This is a genomic window from Bosea sp. F3-2, assembly GCF_008253865.1.
Lineage (GTDB): Bacteria > Pseudomonadota > Alphaproteobacteria > Rhizobiales > Beijerinckiaceae > Allobosea.
In genome coordinates, this window is record NZ_CP042331.1 from 2,828,600 (window position 1) to 2,842,645 (window position 14,046).

Sequence of the window (14,046 nt, forward strand, 5' to 3'; positions counted from 1 at the left end):
ATCCGTATGGCGCCTGCCGGCCGCCAAATTCAGCACAACGAGAGAAGACCGCGTATTGTCCTTGGGGACAGGTTCCGGCCTTTCGGGATGGGAGTATTCGTTAGATCAATCAGCATTTTTTCAGCCCCATGACGAAAGGTCATGGCGCGCGTCTTGGTTGCGTGCAGCCATGTGCGGGCCGGACGCGCCTCAGACGTTGTTCAATGCTTCAGCGTGGAGCTCGTCACATGGATAGAAAAATGCTCATTCTTGCCGGAATAGCGGCGGCTGGCGCAGCCATTTTCCTGTCGGCCGGTTCGCAGCCGGCGACGGCCTGCAATCGCACGGCGGGATGCGCCATGGATGCTCTGCAAGAGGGGCACGACATGATGCAAGACGGGCGTGCAGCCGAAAACATGCGCGCGGCCCAGGAGAACATCAATGCCTTCAAGCGCCAACAGGCGGCCGACGAGGCAGCGATCCGAGCCCGCTCCGCGAGGAAATAAGCACCGGCGCAGCGCGATGGGCGGGCAATCCGCCAAATACGAAAAAACCGGCCGTTTTGGCCGGTTTACGAACGTCAGCGAACGTGGGCGAATATGAAAGTGGTGCCGCAAGAGGGATTCGAACCCCCGACCCCCTCATTACGAATGAGGTGCTCTACCAGCTGAGCTATTGCGGCAACGGGTGGCGCTGTAACAGCAGGCGGGGTGCTTGGCAAGCCGCAACCGCTGCTCACCACAGGCATCTGCGCCTTTTCAATCCTTGCGCAGCTTTTCGGTCTCCGGCTTCTCCTGGCCGAGCGCAACGATACCGCGACGGATGGCGCGGGTGCGGGTGAAGTGCTTGTGCAGCGTCTCGCCATCGCCATAGCGGATGGCGCGGGTGAGCAACGCGAGGTCCTCGTTGAAACGGCCGAGCATCTCCAACACCGCCTCCTTGTTGTGCAGGAAGACGTCGCGCCACATCGTCGGGTCGGAGGCGGCGATGCGGGTGAAGTCGCGGAAACCGCCGGCGGAAAACTTGATCACCTCGGATTGCGTCACCGCCTCGAGATCCTCGGCCGTGCCGACGATGTTGTAGGCGATCAGATGCGGCAGGTGGCTGGTGATGGCGAGCACGAGGTCGTGATGCTGCGCGCTCATCACCTCGACGAGTGCGCCCATCCCCTCCCAGAGCTGGCGGGTCTTCGCGACCGCGGCGGGGTCCGTGCCTTCCGGCGGCGTCAGGATGCACCAGCGGTTGAGGAAAAGGCTCGGGAAACCGGCATCGGGGCCGGAATTCTCGGTGCCCGCGACCGGATGAGCCGGCACGAAGGAGACGCCCTCCGGCAGATGCGGCAGGACCGCATCGACCACCGAGCCCTTGACCGAGCCGACATCGGAGAGGATCGCGCCCGGCTTCAATTCGGAAGCGATCTCGGCCGCGACCGCCCCGCAGGCGCCCACGGGCACGCAGAGGACGATATGGTCGGCATCGCGCGCCGCTTCGGCCGCCGTTTCGGCAACGGCATGGCCGAGGCCGAGCTCGCGGGCGCGCTGGCGAACAGTTTCGTCGCGATCCGACAGCACGATCGTGCCGGCGAGGTTCAGCTCCTTCGCCGCCCGCGCGATCGAGGAGCCGATCAGCCCGATGCCGATGATGGCGAGACGGCCGAAGACCGGCTCACTGCGGCGCGGTGCGAAGCTCTCCGCCATCCGCGTCAGGCCTTGCCGGCGAGGAAGTCTGCGAGCGCGGCGACGACGAGGCGGTTCGCCTCCTCGGAGCCGATGGTCATGCGCAGCGCATCCGGCAGGCCATAGGAGGCGACGGCGCGCAGGATGAGCCCGCGCTGGGTCAGGAAGGCGTCGGCCTCCTTCGCCGTCTTGCCCGGCGTCTTCGGGAAATGGATCAGGATGAAGTTGCCGACCGAGGGCGTGACAGTGAGGCCGAGCTTCTCCAGCTCGGCCGTCGTCCAGGCCAGCCACTTCTCATTGTGCTCGATCGCGGCGGCGACATGAGCCTCGTCGGCAACGGCGGCAGCGCCCGCCTCGATCGCGGCGCCGTTGACGTTGAAGGGGCCGCGGATGCGGTCGAGCGCATCGACGATATGGGCCGGCGCGTAGAGCCAGCCGATGCGCAGATTGGCGAGGCCATAGATCTTCGAGAAAGTGCGGGTCATCACGACGTTCTCGCTCTCGGCCACGAGTTCGAGGCCCGACGCGTAGTCGTTGCGGCGGACATATTCGGCATAGGCCGCGTCGAGCACGAGCAGAACGTTCGACGGCAGGCCGGCATGCAGGCGCTTGACCTCGTCGAACGGCAGATAGGTGCCGGTCGGGTTGTTGGGGTTGGCCAGGAAGACGATCTTCGTCTTCGGCGTCACCGCCGCGAGGATGGCGTCGACATCGGCCGTATAGTTCTTCTCCTTGACGACGACGGGCTTGCCGCCGGCGGCGAGGATGGCGATGCGGTAGACGAGGAAGCCGTGCTCGGTGAAGACGCCCTCGTCGCCGTCGCCGAGATAGGCCTTGGTGATGAGCTGCAGCAATTCATCGGAGCCGGTGCCGCAGAGAATGCGGGCGGGATCGAGGCCGTAGCGGCCGGCAATCGCGGCGCGCAGCTTGTTCGAGGAGCCGTCCGGATAGAACTCCAGCTTGCTCGCAAGGCTCTGGAAGGCCTCGACCGCCTTGGGGCTCGGGCCGAGCGGCGTCTCGTTGGAGGAGAGCTTGTGCAGCTTCACGCCGGCAGGCGCTGCGGACTTACCGGGGACATAGGCCTCGATGTCGAGGACACCGGGACGCGGGGTGGGGCGGGAGGCGGTCATCTTTTGGTCTTTCGGTTCATATCCGCATCGTCATTCCGGGCGACCAGAGGGAGATCCGGGATCCATCGGAGGGCGCCGCACTCTACGATGGATCCCGGATCTTCGCTTCGCTCGTCCGGGATGACGTCAGAGGATCAAGGGAAATTCATAAAGGTCACGAACGGGCGGATTTGACAGAGAAACGAGCGGCGTGGCTGCCGACTTCCGAGAAGTCACTGAGGCCGGCCGGCGCCAGCGCATTGCGGATCGCGGCCTGATCGACCTCTCCGGAGGCCGCGACCAGCAGCGACAGATGCGAGCCGTCCGCTGCCGAGGCCGAGACTTCGGCCAGATGCTCGGCGAGGCCGTGGCGCAGTGTTTCCGACCAGCGCTCGACGCGGGCGGCGTAGAGCACGATCTCGCGCACAGCCGCGTCGGTCAGCGGCTTGGCGATGCAGTAGACCGGCGTGCCGGCCGGATGGTCCGGGCGCTCGATGAAGGGCAGGCGCGCGATGATCTTCGGCCTGTCCGGCCCGATCAGGTCGCGCCACCAGATGCCGGCGCTGGCGCCCTGGTCCATGCGGAAGATACCGAGATCGCCGGCGGACTCGGCCACGGCGCGAATGACGGCACGGGCATCCTCATGCGGAACGAAGGGCACGGTGAAGCCGAAATGGAAGCGGGCGGAATCGCGCATCGCCGGGTCGCCGCCGGAGACATCGGCATGCACCGAGTAATTCGCCTGCACATAGGTGAAGGTGGCAATGATGATCCGCCAGATGCTCTCGACCGTGTCGAGCGGCAAGAGCCCCTTATGGCGCAGCGCAAGGCGCTTCATCATGTCGGCCTCGCGGCCGGGGCGGAAGGCGGAGCCGGAGGCTTGCGTCTTCTTGACGGAAATCAGCGTCTCGATGATCTGCGAGCGCTCCATCAGCAGCGCATGCATCTCGCTGTCGATACGATCGATCTCTGCACGCAGATCGGCGAGGGTCGTGGGGGCGGCTTCGGTCATGGCAAGAACGCGCTTTCCGGCAAGGCCACGCTCCTTAGCGCTCCAACGCGGCCTTGGCAAAGCCGGCTGCGCAGTCCCGCGTTGACAGCGCTGCTTTCACGCGGCATCGCTAGAGTTCGATTTTCCGAACGCCTGGACCGGCAAGACAAATCACTCTGTCGAAGCGGACGAAATGAGCGATCTCTCCCCTAGCCTGGCCGATCCGCAGAAGGAGGCAAACGAGCCTTCGAGCCCGGTCGCACGCTTCGGACCGGACACGCCGCTGCTGATGGATTGCGGCGTGGTGCTCGACCACTGGCAGATCGCCTACCAGACCTATGGCGAGCTCAACGCCAACAAGTCGAACGCGATCCTGGTCTGCCATGCCCTGACTGGCGACCAGTATGTCGCTAGCCGCAACCCGATCACCGGCAAGAGCGGCTGGTGGACCGCGATGATCGGACCGGGCAAGCCGATCGACACCGAGCGCTTCTTCGTGATCTGCGCGAACGTCGTCGGCGGCTGCACCGGTACGACCGGGCCGGCCTCGACCAACCCGACAACCGGCAAGCCTTGGGGCCTGTCCTTCCCGGTCGTCACCATCCGCGACATGGTGCGGGCGCAGGCCGCGCTGGTCGACTCGCTCGGCATCGAGACGCTGTTCTGCGTCGCAGGCGGTTCGATGGGCGGCATGCAGGTGCTGCAGTGGGCGGCGAGCTATCCGAGCCGCGTGTTCTCGGCGCTGCCGCTGGCGACCGGCGCCAAGCACTCGGCCCAGAACATCGCCTTCCATGAGGTTGGCCGGCAGGCGGTGATGGCCGATCCCGACTGGCGGCAGGGGCGCTATCTCGAAGAGGGCACGCGCCCGGCCAAGGGGCTTTCGGTGGCGCGGATGGGCGCGCATATCACCTATCTCTCGGAGCAGGCGCTGCACCGCAAGTTCGGCCGCAAGCTGCAGGACCGGGAGGCACCGACCTTCTCCTTCGATGCGGACTTTCAGGTGGAAAGTTACCTCCGCCATCAGGGGCTGAGCTTCGTCGAGCGTTTCGACGCCAATTCCTATCTCTACGTCACGCGGGCGATGGATTATTTCGACCTCGCAGCCGACCATGACGGCGGGCTGGCGCGTGCCTTCACGGGCACGAAGACGCGCTTCTGCGTGGCGTCCTTCACCTCGGACTGGCTGTTCCCCACCGCCGATTCCCGCGCGATCGTACATGCGCTCAATGCGGCCGGCGCCTCGGTCTCCTTCGTCGAGCTGGAGAGCGACAAGGGGCACGATGCCTTCCTGCTGGAAGAGCCCAACCTCTTCGCCACGACGCGCGGCTTCATCGGCGCAGCAGCACGGGCACGGGGGCTTTGATGGTATTCCCCGCGCAACTGCGCCCTTCCCTTCTCCCCCTGCGGGAGAAGGTGGCCGTGCAGCGGCCGGATGAGGGGTCGCGCAACGCTCCAACACCATTCGCCAGCGACTTCTGTCGCGAGACCCCTCACCCCAACCCTCTCCCGCAGGGGGAGAGGGGGCAGGTAGCGCCATGAGCCTTCCCGACAACCAGACCAATCGCATCGACCTCAGACTCGTCGCCGAGATGGTGATGCCAGGCACGCGCGTGCTCGATGTCGGCTGTGGCGATGGCGCGCTGCTGGCCCTGCTCGCCGACACCCGCAGGGTCGATGCGCGCGGCATCGAGCTTTCGCGCGAAGGCGTCGCCGGTTGCGTGGCGCGGGGGCTTTCGGTGATCCAGGGCGATGCCGATACCGACCTCGCCGACTATCCCGACGATTCCTTCGACTATGTCATCCTGTCCCAGACGATCCAGGCGACGCGCAATCCGCGACTCGTACTGGAGCAGATGCTGCGCATCGGCCGGCACGCCATCGTCTCCTTCCCGAATTTCGGGCACTGGCGGATGCGCAGCCAGGTGTTCTTCCAGGGGCGGATGCCAGTGACGGACGCCCTGCCCTATTCGTGGTGGGACACGCCCAACATCCATTTCTGCACGATCCGCGACTTCGTCGCGCTCTGCGACCAGATCGGCGCCAAGAAGGAACGCGCCGTGGCGCTCGACGCCGCCGGCGGCAAGGTCGGCGTCAACGCGCCCTGGTGGTTCTGGAACCTGTTCGGCGCGCAGGCGGTGTTTCTGCTGAAGCGGCGGTGACGGGCGCCTTGCGCCCGTCATGCTCGGGCTTGACCCGAGCATCTCTCAACGAGATCCCCGGGTCGCCGCTGCGCGGCGCCCGAGGATGACGCGGCTTCGCCACGTCAGTTCAGCGCGACGCCCGCCGGCCGCTTCTCCTTCACGGCCGCGATATCGCCCAGCATCAGCGATCCCGGCCCGACGGTGACCGGAACCGTCTCGCCGTCGACGATCTCGCCGGCGAGGATGGCTTCAGCCAACGGATCCTGCACCGACTTCTGGATGACGCGCTTGAGCGGACGCGCGCCATAAGCAGGGTCGTAGCCCTTGTCCGCCAGCCACTCGCGCGCCTCCTTGGAGAGCTCGAGCGTGATCTTGCGATCAACCAGAAGCTTCTGCAGGCGGGCCATCTGGATATCGACGATCGCGCCCATGTCCTGCCGCCGCAGGCGGTGGAACAGGATGATGTCGTCGATCCGGTTCAGGAACTCCGGCCGGAAGGCATGGCGGACCACGCCCATGACCTCGTCGCGAACCGCATCGCTGTCCTGCCCCTCGGGCTGGTTCACCAGAAACTCCGAACCGAGGTTCGAGGTCATGATGATCAGCACGTTGCGGAAATCGACTGTGCGGCCCTGACCGTCGGTCAGGCGTCCGTCGTCGAGAACCTGCAGCAGGACGTTGAACACGTCCGGATGCGCCTTCTCGATCTCGTCGAAGAGCACGACCTGATAGGGCCGGCGGCGCACCGCCTCCGTCAGCGCCCCGCCCTCCTCATAGCCGACATAGCCGGGAGGCGCGCCGATGAGCCGGGCGACCGAGTGCTTCTCCATGTATTCGGACATGTCGATGCGCACGAGCGCGGTGTCGTCGTCGAACAGGAACGAAGCCAACGCCTTGGTCAGCTCCGTCTTGCCGACGCCGGTGGGGCCGAGGAACATGAAGGAGCCGATCGGACGGTTCGGGTCCTGCAGGCCGGCGCGCGCCCGGCGGACAGCGGTCGAGACCGCCTCCACCGCCTCACGCTGCCCGACGACGCGGGAGGCCAGAACCTCCTCCATGCGGAGCAGCTTCTCCCTCTCGCCTTCGAGCATCTTGTCGACGGGCACGCCGGTCCAGCGCGAGACGACCGCCGCGACATGGTCCGGCGTCACCGCCTCCTCGACCATGCCGGCGCTCTCGCCCTTCTCCTCGATCTCGGCCAGCCGCTTCTCAAGCTGCGGAATCTCGCCATAAGCGAGCTCGCCCGCCCGCTGGTACTCGCCCTTGCGCTGCGCCTGGGCGAGCTCGTTGCGGGCATTGTCGAGCTTGGTCTTGAGCTCCGCAGCCTGGCCGAGCTTGTCCTTCTCGGCCTTCCACCTGGTCGTGATCGTGTCGGAGCGCGTCTCCAGATCGGCCAATTCGGATTCGAGCCGCCTCAGCCGCTCCTTCGAGCCGGCGTCGTTTTCCTTCTTGAGCGCCTCCTGCTCGATCTTCAGCCGCACGATCTCGCGGTCGATCGAATCCAGCTCCTCGGGCTTGGAGTCGACCTGCATGCGCAGCCGCGCCGACGCCTCGTCGACGAGGTCGATCGCCTTGTCGGGCAGGAAGCGGTCGGTGATGTAGCGGTTCGACAGCGTCGCGGCCGAAACCAGCGCCGAGTCGGTGATGCGAACGCGGTGGTGCTGCTCGTACTTCTCCTTCAGGCCGCGCAGGATCGAGATGGTGTCCTCGACCGTCGGCTCGTCGACGAAGACGGGCTGGAAACGCCGCGCCAGCGCCGCGTCCTTCTCGACATATTTGCGGTACTCGTCGAGCGTGGTCGCGCCAATGCAGTGCAGCTCGCCGCGCGCGAGCGCCGGCTTCAGCAGGTTGGAGGCATCCATCGCGCCATCGGTCTTGCCGGCGCCGACGAGGGTGTGCATCTCGTCGATGAACAGGATGACGCCGCCATCCGAGGAGGAGACCTCGGTCAGCACCGCCTTCAGCCGCTCTTCGAACTCGCCGCGATATTTTGCACCCGCAATCAGCGAGCCCATGTCGAGGGCGAGCAGTTCCTTGTCCTTCAGGCTCTCGGGCACGTCGCCATTGACGATGCGCAGCGCGAGGCCCTCGGCGATGGCGGTCTTGCCGACGCCGGGCTCACCGATCAGGACAGGGTTGTTCTTGGTCCGGCGCGACAGCACCTGGATGGTGCGACGGATCTCCTCGTCGCGGCCGATGACCGGGTCGAGCTTGCCCTCGCGCGCCGCTGCGGTGAGGTCGCGGGCGTATTTCTTCAACGCGTCATAGGCCTGCTCGGCCGAAGCGGAATCGGCGGTGCGGCCCTTCCGGATCGCCTCGATCGCGGCGTTGAGCGCCTGCGGCGTCACGCCGGCCTTCGACAGAGCCTTGCCGGCCTCGGTGTCCTTCTCGATCGCCAGAGCGAGCAAGAGCCGCTCGACCGTGACGAAGCTATCGCCGGCCTTCTCCGCCGCCTTCTCGGCGGTGTCGAAGACACGCGCCAGGCCCGGCGTCAGGTTGAGGCCGCCCGAACCGCCTGAGACCTTCGGGATCTTCGCCAATGCCTGATCGACGAATTGCAGCGCGACACGCGACTGCCCGCCGGCCCGGTCGATCAGACCGGCCGCCATGCCCTCGTTGTCGTCGAGCAACGCCTTGAGCAGATGCTCCGGCGTGAACTGCTGATGCCCCTCGCGCAGCGCGATCGTCTGTGCCGCCTGGAGAAAGCCCTTCGCGCGATCCGTATATTTTTCAATGTTCATTCAAGTCACTCCGCCCGCGGAACGCGCCCCGTGGCGACGTGTTCCGCTGCCCTTTCATCAGGATGGGGCGCCGCGATGGGCCGCCCCTCGCCCACCAAGATAGTGTGGCATTGGCGCAACGGAAGAGGGGCGGACCCACAATTGACCTGGCGCAAGCGGCAGGCACAGATCGGGCATGGCCGGGACCAAGCGACAGCAGGCGATTCGCAAGGCGTTGAGGGCGCTGGCGCCCGGCATTCCGCTCTCCGACGCGGAGGCGGTGATCACGCTGGCGGAGCGGCGCCATATGAAGGACCTGCCGCCTTCGACCGCGCTCTGGCTCGCGCTCGGCAGCCATGTGCGCCATGTCCATACCGACTACGAACGCCTGCTGGCGGAAGGCTATGACCGCGACGCCGCCCGCTTCTTCGTCGCCGACGAGACCGATGCCGTGCTCGCCGGCTGGGGCTGCCAGCGCTCGGTCAGCGATGGCGAGGACGAGTAATGCAGCATCGGCTATCCCGAAAACCGGTTCCCACTTTTCGGGCCGATGCCAGCGACTGATCGAAACAGATACAAGATTTGATCTGTCAGGACCGGCCGGCAAGGCTATGGTCCGCCACCTTTTGCCTGCTCAGGTCGGACCATGCGCATCGAAACGCTCTATCGTTACCCTGTGAAGGGCCTCTCACCGGAGCCGCTTCAGGGCGCCGAGCTGCCGACTGAAGGCTACTTTCCCGGCGACCGGCTCTTCGCCATCGAGAATGGCCCCTCCGGCTTCGACCCGGCCGAGCCGGTGCATCAGCCGAAGATCAAGTACCTGATGCTGATGCGCAACGAGTCGCTGGCGCGGCTGCGCAGCCGCTACGACGATGCGAGCGGAGACCTCGTCATCGACGAGGGCGGCCGGGAGGTGCTGCGCGCTGCGGCCGCCAGCGAGGACGGCCGGGCGGCGATCACACGCTTCTTCGAGGGCTTCATGCCGGACGAATTGCGTGGTGAGCCGAAGCTGCTGACGGCGCCCTCGACCTATCGCTTCACCGATTCCCGCTCGGGATTCGTCTCGATCATCAACCTCGCCAGCGTCGCCGATCTCGAAGAACGGCTGGGAAAGCCGGTCGATCCGCTGCGCTTCCGCGGCAATCTGATGGTGAGCGGGCTCGCCCCCTGGGCCGAGAACGAACTGGTGGGCCGCGATCTCGACGGGCCGGACGGCCTGCGGCTGCATGTGATCAAGCCGATCGAGCGCTGCGCGGCGACGAATGTCGACCCGGAAACCGGCGCGCGCGACATGCAGATCCCGAAGGCGCTGATGCAGAATTACGGCCATGTCGATTGCGGCATCTATTGCCGCATCGTCGCGGGCGGGCGCTTGCAGGCAGGCGACGTGCTAACGCCGGCGGAGGCGCCGGCTGAACTCGGGACCGCCTGAGAGCGCAGACCAACAAAAAGGGCCCTCACGGGCCCTTTTTTAAAGCTGTCAGCGAATTCCGCGGCTTACTCGGCCGGCCCATCCGTCTCGGAGCCAAGAGCGTCCATGACCTCGCGCGGCGAGCGGCGGCGGCGGGTGCGCTTGGGCGCCGGCTCCGCAGCGACCTCGGCAGCCGCCTCAACCGGAGCCGCAACCGGCTCGGCCGGTGCTGCCTCGACCGGCTCCGGCGCCGAGACGCGCACGGGGTTGGTCAGGAAAGACGGTAGGGCGGCGGCGACATCCTCGCCCGCATCCGTCTCGATCTCGCGCTCACGGCGCGGACGACGCTCGCGCTGGGGACGTTCACTCCGCTCGAAGCGGCGCTCGCCCTGGGCCTGCTCGGGAGCAGCCTCGGCCGAGCCCTCACCGGCAACCGGGATGTCGGAACGCGGCGCATCAGGACGCGGTGCATAGCCGCCGGGCGCCCCACCCTGGCCACCTTCGGCATTGCGATCGAAGCGACGCTCACCGCGATCCTGGCGGTCGAAGCGGCGGTCATTGTTGAAACGCTCGCGGCGATTCTGGCGATCGAAGCGCTGGCCGCCCTGCTGCTGGCCCTCGCCGCCCTCGCCCTCAGTGCGCTGGCCGCCATGGCCGTTGTAGCCGTTCGGGCCGGCATAACCGTTCTGCCCACGAATCTCGGGCTGCGGCCCCGTGCCGGGCTGGAAGGGCTGAGCCTCCTCGTCGCCCTCTTCGTCACCCTCATCCGCGTCCTCGACGAAGGCGCGGTTCGGCGGGAAGGAGTGGCCGAACTGCTGGGCCATCTGCTCCTGCGCCGCGAGCAGGATGCGATAATAGTGCTCGGCGTGCTGGAAATAGCTCTCGGCCGCGACCGTATCGCCAGAAGACTGGGCGTCGCGTGCAAGCTGCAGATATTTCTCGGCGACATGCTGCGCCGTGCCCCGGACCTTTACGTCCGGACCGTTTGATTCGTAGCTACGCTGCAGCGGATTGGGAGATTTGCGATTGCCGTTGTTGTTGCCGTTGTTGTTACGGCCGCGCATACGCCGGTTCTGACCTGGTCTCATTCGCGTCTGTCTCGCGCTTCTGTGCTCAAAGCAACCGTGGTGCCGTTATGCGCGTTGCGACACACAGCGGGTTGCGACGCTGTGCCGGACTGAGTTGACCCGAAGGGGCGATACGCCGTTTCTGGTCTTCACGCGCTCTTTTCCAAAACGGGGCTCCCGCCCCAAAAGGGGCCTCAACCCCATGAGCCGATCGGCGCCACGCGCCTTCGGGGCTCCACCCGGCTTGTCAGCTGCACCGCTTCAGGAACACGCCTGCAAACGATGCCGAACTCGAGCAAATCCTGTACGATCGGAAACTGCCCAGAGGCTCGGCTCTGACGCCACCAGCTTCGGCTGAAATGCTGCATAGCGGCTTTTGGCTGCTTCTCCAAGTGAAATCGACCAAAAGCCTGTGCATTTTCAGGCGAGCGCGAAGATCAGCGCTCGCTCATGCCCTCCTAGATCGTTCCGGCTGCCTCGGAATTCAAGCCCTCCGGCCTGCATCAGCGCGACGACATCGGGTCCCTGCCCGGCACCGATCTCAAAGACGACGAGGCCGCCCGGCGCCAGCAAAGCGGGCAGGGTTCTGGCGAAGATTCGATAAGGCCCCAGCCCATCCTCCCCGCCATCGAGCGCCAGCAACGGGTCATGCTCCCGCACCTCGACGGACAAGCCGGCGATCTCGGCCGAGGGAATATAGGGCGGGTTGGACAGGATCAGGTCGAAGTGGCCGCTCAGGCCCTCGGTCCAGTTGCCTTGTCGGAAGCGCGCGCGATCGGCCACCCCGTTCAGCGCAGCGTTGCCGGCCGCCGTCAGGCTGGCCTCCTCCGACAGATCGACGCCGATGCCCGTCGCCCGTGGCAGCTCGCTCAGCAGCGCGATCAGCAGGCAGCCGGTTCCGGTTCCGAGATCGAGCAGCTTCAGGGCCTCGCCCCGGCGATCAGCCAGTTCCTTCAAGGCTGCTTCGACGATGGTCTCACTGTCCGGTCGCGGCTCCAGCGTCGCGGGCGAGAGCCGGAATGGGAGGCCCCAGAATTCGCGCTCGCCGAGGATGCGCCAGACCGGTTCGCTCGCGATGCGCCGCACCGCAAAGTCGCGCAGCCTGGCAAGCGCCTCTGCCGGCAAGGTCATGTCGGGGTCGGGATTTTCGACTCCCAGACTGCCTTCGACGAGGAGGCGGGCATCGAGCCCGGCGGTTTCCGAGCCGGCCTGGATCAGACGCTGCGCAAGCAGACGCCGCGCCTCCCTGACGGTCGGCACGGCGCCCTCCCCTGACCCATCGACGCCGGCGGGCGAAGCGCTCGCCAGAGTTGCGTCTTCGATCAGCTGTTGCCCTGCATCTTCTGATCGATGCACAGCTTCATCTTGGTATTGATCGAGGCCTTGCTTTCGCGAGCGCCCTTCATCTCCATCTGGCAGGCCTTGCGCGCCTGTGACTGGGTCATCGACCCCTGCAAGGCCGCTGGCGGGCCGGAGGTGATCTTGCGAAAGGTCTTCTCCTGAGCCTGCGAGACTCCGCTCATCGCCAGCGCCATCAGGCTGGCCATTGCAACCGTGGAAACCGTCTTGATCATGGGAGGCTCCCCCCTTTGCTGGTGTCGATACGTCACCAACGTCGATCGGGCGATTTGGTTTCATCGCCACGGACCTAGAGGCTGTTATGAACCATGGGAGCGATTTGACGCTGGCGATTTTGCGCGAATGCAAGGAGTTCGAGGACGCAAACCTTTCGGTTTGCTACGAAGAACGACACGGCAGTCGCGCAAAAGCGCCGCGCCCTGCGGGTGAGGTGAAAACCTCATCAAATCGGTCTCATGGTCCATAACGGCCTCTAAGCCGCTCCTTCCTCTGCCAGGAGCCTTGCCTGATGCTCGGCGGTCAGAGCATCGAGGATCTCGTCGAGAACGAGACCCTGCATCATCTCGTCGAGCTTGTAGAGCGTCAAGTTGATGCGATGGTCGGTGACCCGCCCCTGCGGGAAATTATAGGTGCGGATCCGCTCCGAGCGATCGCCGGAGCCCACCTGCGAACGCCGATCGGCGGCGCGCTCCGCATCGGCGCGCAGGCGCTCCATGTCGTAGAGTTTGGCGCGCAGCAGTTCATAGGCCCTGGCCTTGTTCTTGTGCTGAGAGCGCTCGTCCTGGACCAGCACGACGATATTGGTCGGAATATGGGTGAGGCGCACAGCCGATTCCGTCTTGTTGACGTGCTGGCCACCCGCGCCGCCGGAGCGCAACGTGTCGATGCGGATGTCGGCATCATTGAGCACGACATCGACATCACTGGCCAATGGCAGGGTCGCGACTGTCGCCGCCGAAGTATGGATGCGCCCGCTCGCCTCGGTATCCGGCACACGCTGAACGCGGTGAACGCCGGATTCGAATTTGAGCCTGGCATAGACGCCGCGGCCGTTGATCTCGGCGATGACTTCCTTGTAGCCGCCGACAGTTCCCTCGCTTTCCGAAAGAATGTCGATGCTCCAGCCCTTCTGGGCGGCATAGCGCTGATACATGCGCAGCAGATCACCGGCGAAGAGCGAGGCTTCATCGCCTCCCGTTCCCGCCCGGATTTCGATGATGACGCCGCGCTCGTCGGCCGCATCCTTCGGCAGCAGCGCGATCAGGATCTCGCGGCCGCGCGCCTCGATCTCGGCGCGGGCGGCGTCACGCTCCTCATAGGCGAGATCGCGGAACTCCGGGTCAGTCGCGGGATCTGCGATCAGTCCCTCAGCCTCCTCCAGCGAGACCTGCGCCTGGCGCCAGGAAGCGATCGCGGAAACAACCGGATCGAGCTCCGAGAGCTCCTTCGCCAATTCGACGGTCCGCACCGGGTCGCTCGCGTGGTTGATCTCGTCCGTCGCGGCGGCATGACGCGCCACGATGCTGTCGAGACGATCCTGGGGAAGCTGAAGGGACATCGGAGAACTCTAACAAAGAACAGAAGGTCGGGTGC

General features: G+C 65.8%; 13 protein-coding genes and 1 tRNA gene. 5 read left to right on the plus strand and 9 right to left on the minus strand.

What is annotated here, in order from left to right:
* Nucleotides 1-239: 239 nt before the first annotated feature.
* Nucleotides 240-485 carry a hypothetical protein gene (locus tag FQV39_RS13005; RefSeq protein WP_149130673.1) on the plus strand — a complete coding sequence of 82 codons (246 nt, stop codon included), beginning with the start codon at nucleotides 240-242 and terminating at the stop codon, nucleotides 483-485.
* Between the two features lie 100 nt (nucleotides 486-585).
* Here FQV39_RS13005 and FQV39_RS13010 read toward each other — a convergent pair.
* The 4 genes from FQV39_RS13010 to FQV39_RS13025 form a co-directional block, all read right to left on the minus strand.
* Nucleotides 586-661 (minus strand) — tRNA-Thr (locus FQV39_RS13010).
* A gap of 76 nt (nucleotides 662-737) precedes the next feature.
* Nucleotides 738-1,676 carry a prephenate/arogenate dehydrogenase family protein gene (locus FQV39_RS13015; RefSeq protein WP_149130674.1) on the minus strand — a complete coding sequence of 313 codons (939 nt, stop codon included), beginning with the start codon at nucleotides 1,674-1,676 and terminating at the stop codon, nucleotides 738-740.
* A gap of 5 nt (nucleotides 1,677-1,681) precedes the next feature.
* Nucleotides 1,682-2,785, minus strand: coding sequence for a histidinol-phosphate transaminase (gene hisC / locus FQV39_RS13020; RefSeq protein WP_149130675.1), 1,104 nt, complete (start codon nucleotides 2,783-2,785; stop codon nucleotides 1,682-1,684).
* Between the two features lie 154 nt (nucleotides 2,786-2,939).
* A complete protein-coding gene (locus FQV39_RS13025; RefSeq protein ID WP_149130676.1) occupies nucleotides 2,940-3,776 on the minus strand; it encodes a chorismate mutase in 837 nt (278 codons plus the stop codon).
* Nucleotides 3,777-3,948: 172 nt separating this feature from the next.
* On the opposite strand from FQV39_RS13025, the gene metX reads away from it, so the two are divergent.
* Nucleotides 3,949-5,118 (plus strand): homoserine O-acetyltransferase MetX, encoded by a 1,170-nt coding sequence (metX, locus tag FQV39_RS13030; RefSeq protein ID WP_149130677.1) that lies wholly within the window; start codon nucleotides 3,949-3,951, stop codon nucleotides 5,116-5,118.
* Between the two features lie 172 nt (nucleotides 5,119-5,290).
* Nucleotides 5,291-5,914 (plus strand): methionine biosynthesis protein MetW, encoded by a 624-nt coding sequence (gene metW / locus FQV39_RS13035; protein ID WP_149130678.1) that lies wholly within the window; start codon nucleotides 5,291-5,293, stop codon nucleotides 5,912-5,914.
* Between the two features lie 104 nt (nucleotides 5,915-6,018).
* On the opposite strand, the gene clpB is transcribed toward metW, so the two are convergent.
* Entirely contained in the window at nucleotides 6,019-8,637 is a 2,619-nt protein-coding gene (gene clpB, locus FQV39_RS13040; protein WP_149130679.1) for an ATP-dependent chaperone ClpB, read from the minus strand.
* Between the two features lie 175 nt (nucleotides 8,638-8,812).
* Here clpB and FQV39_RS13045 point away from each other — a divergent pair, with 175 nt between their 5' ends.
* Both FQV39_RS13045 and FQV39_RS13050 read left to right on the plus strand, forming a co-directional pair.
* A complete protein-coding gene (locus tag FQV39_RS13045; protein WP_149130680.1) occupies nucleotides 8,813-9,121 on the plus strand; it encodes a DUF2293 domain-containing protein in 309 nt (102 codons plus the stop codon).
* A gap of 141 nt (nucleotides 9,122-9,262) precedes the next feature.
* Nucleotides 9,263-10,048, plus strand: coding sequence for an MOSC domain-containing protein (locus FQV39_RS13050; RefSeq protein WP_149130681.1), 786 nt, complete (start codon nucleotides 9,263-9,265; stop codon nucleotides 10,046-10,048).
* Nucleotides 10,049-10,113: 65 nt separating this feature from the next.
* On the opposite strand, the gene FQV39_RS13055 is transcribed toward FQV39_RS13050, so the two are convergent.
* From FQV39_RS13055 to prfA, 4 genes are all read right to left on the minus strand, one after another.
* The gene (locus FQV39_RS13055; protein ID WP_187640269.1) at nucleotides 10,114-11,091 is read right to left on the minus strand and encodes a DUF4167 domain-containing protein; all 978 of its coding nucleotides are present in this window, start codon (nucleotides 11,089-11,091) and stop codon (nucleotides 10,114-10,116) included.
* A 423-nt stretch (nucleotides 11,092-11,514) separates the two neighbouring features.
* The gene (gene prmC / locus FQV39_RS13060) at nucleotides 11,515-12,354 is read right to left on the minus strand and encodes a peptide chain release factor N(5)-glutamine methyltransferase (protein ID WP_248313351.1); all 840 of its coding nucleotides are present in this window, start codon (nucleotides 12,352-12,354) and stop codon (nucleotides 11,515-11,517) included.
* A 62-nt stretch (nucleotides 12,355-12,416) separates the two neighbouring features.
* The gene (locus FQV39_RS33700; protein WP_248313352.1) at nucleotides 12,417-12,668 is read right to left on the minus strand and encodes a hypothetical protein; all 252 of its coding nucleotides are present in this window, start codon (nucleotides 12,666-12,668) and stop codon (nucleotides 12,417-12,419) included.
* A 257-nt stretch (nucleotides 12,669-12,925) separates the two neighbouring features.
* A complete protein-coding gene (gene prfA / locus FQV39_RS13065) occupies nucleotides 12,926-14,011 on the minus strand; it encodes a peptide chain release factor 1 (protein WP_149130684.1) in 1,086 nt (361 codons plus the stop codon).
* Nucleotides 14,012-14,046 lie beyond the last annotated feature (35 nt).

What these genes read in the sequence shown, in the direction of transcription:
- FQV39_RS13005 (WP_149130673.1), top strand. Translation starts at nt 240, where the DNA reads ATGCTCATTCTTGCCGGAATAGCGGCGGCTGGCGCAGCCATTTTCCTG.
- metW (WP_149130678.1), top strand. Translation starts at nt 5,291, where the DNA reads ATGAGCCTTCCCGACAACCAGACCAATCGCATCGACCTCAGACTCGTC.
- clpB (WP_149130679.1), bottom strand. Translation starts at nt 8,637, where the DNA reads ATGAACATTGAAAAATATACGGATCGCGCGAAGGGCTTTCTCCAGGCG.
- FQV39_RS13025 (WP_149130676.1), bottom strand. Translation starts at nt 3,776, where the DNA reads ATGACCGAAGCCGCCCCCACGACCCTCGCCGATCTGCGTGCAGAGATC.
- metX (WP_149130677.1), top strand. Translation starts at nt 3,949, where the DNA reads ATGAGCGATCTCTCCCCTAGCCTGGCCGATCCGCAGAAGGAGGCAAAC.
- FQV39_RS13015 (WP_149130674.1), bottom strand. Translation starts at nt 1,676, where the DNA reads ATGGCGGAGAGCTTCGCACCGCGCCGCAGTGAGCCGGTCTTCGGCCGT.
- hisC (WP_149130675.1), bottom strand. Translation starts at nt 2,785, where the DNA reads ATGACCGCCTCCCGCCCCACCCCGCGTCCCGGTGTCCTCGACATCGAG.
- prfA (WP_149130684.1), bottom strand. Translation starts at nt 14,011, where the DNA reads ATGTCCCTTCAGCTTCCCCAGGATCGTCTCGACAGCATCGTGGCGCGT.
- FQV39_RS13055 (WP_187640269.1), bottom strand. Translation starts at nt 11,091, where the DNA reads ATGCGCGGCCGTAACAACAACGGCAACAACAACGGCAATCGCAAATCT.
- FQV39_RS33700 (WP_248313352.1), bottom strand. Translation starts at nt 12,668, where the DNA reads ATGATCAAGACGGTTTCCACGGTTGCAATGGCCAGCCTGATGGCGCTG.
- FQV39_RS13050 (WP_149130681.1), top strand. Translation starts at nt 9,263, where the DNA reads ATGCGCATCGAAACGCTCTATCGTTACCCTGTGAAGGGCCTCTCACCG.
- FQV39_RS13045 (WP_149130680.1), top strand. Translation starts at nt 8,813, where the DNA reads ATGGCCGGGACCAAGCGACAGCAGGCGATTCGCAAGGCGTTGAGGGCG.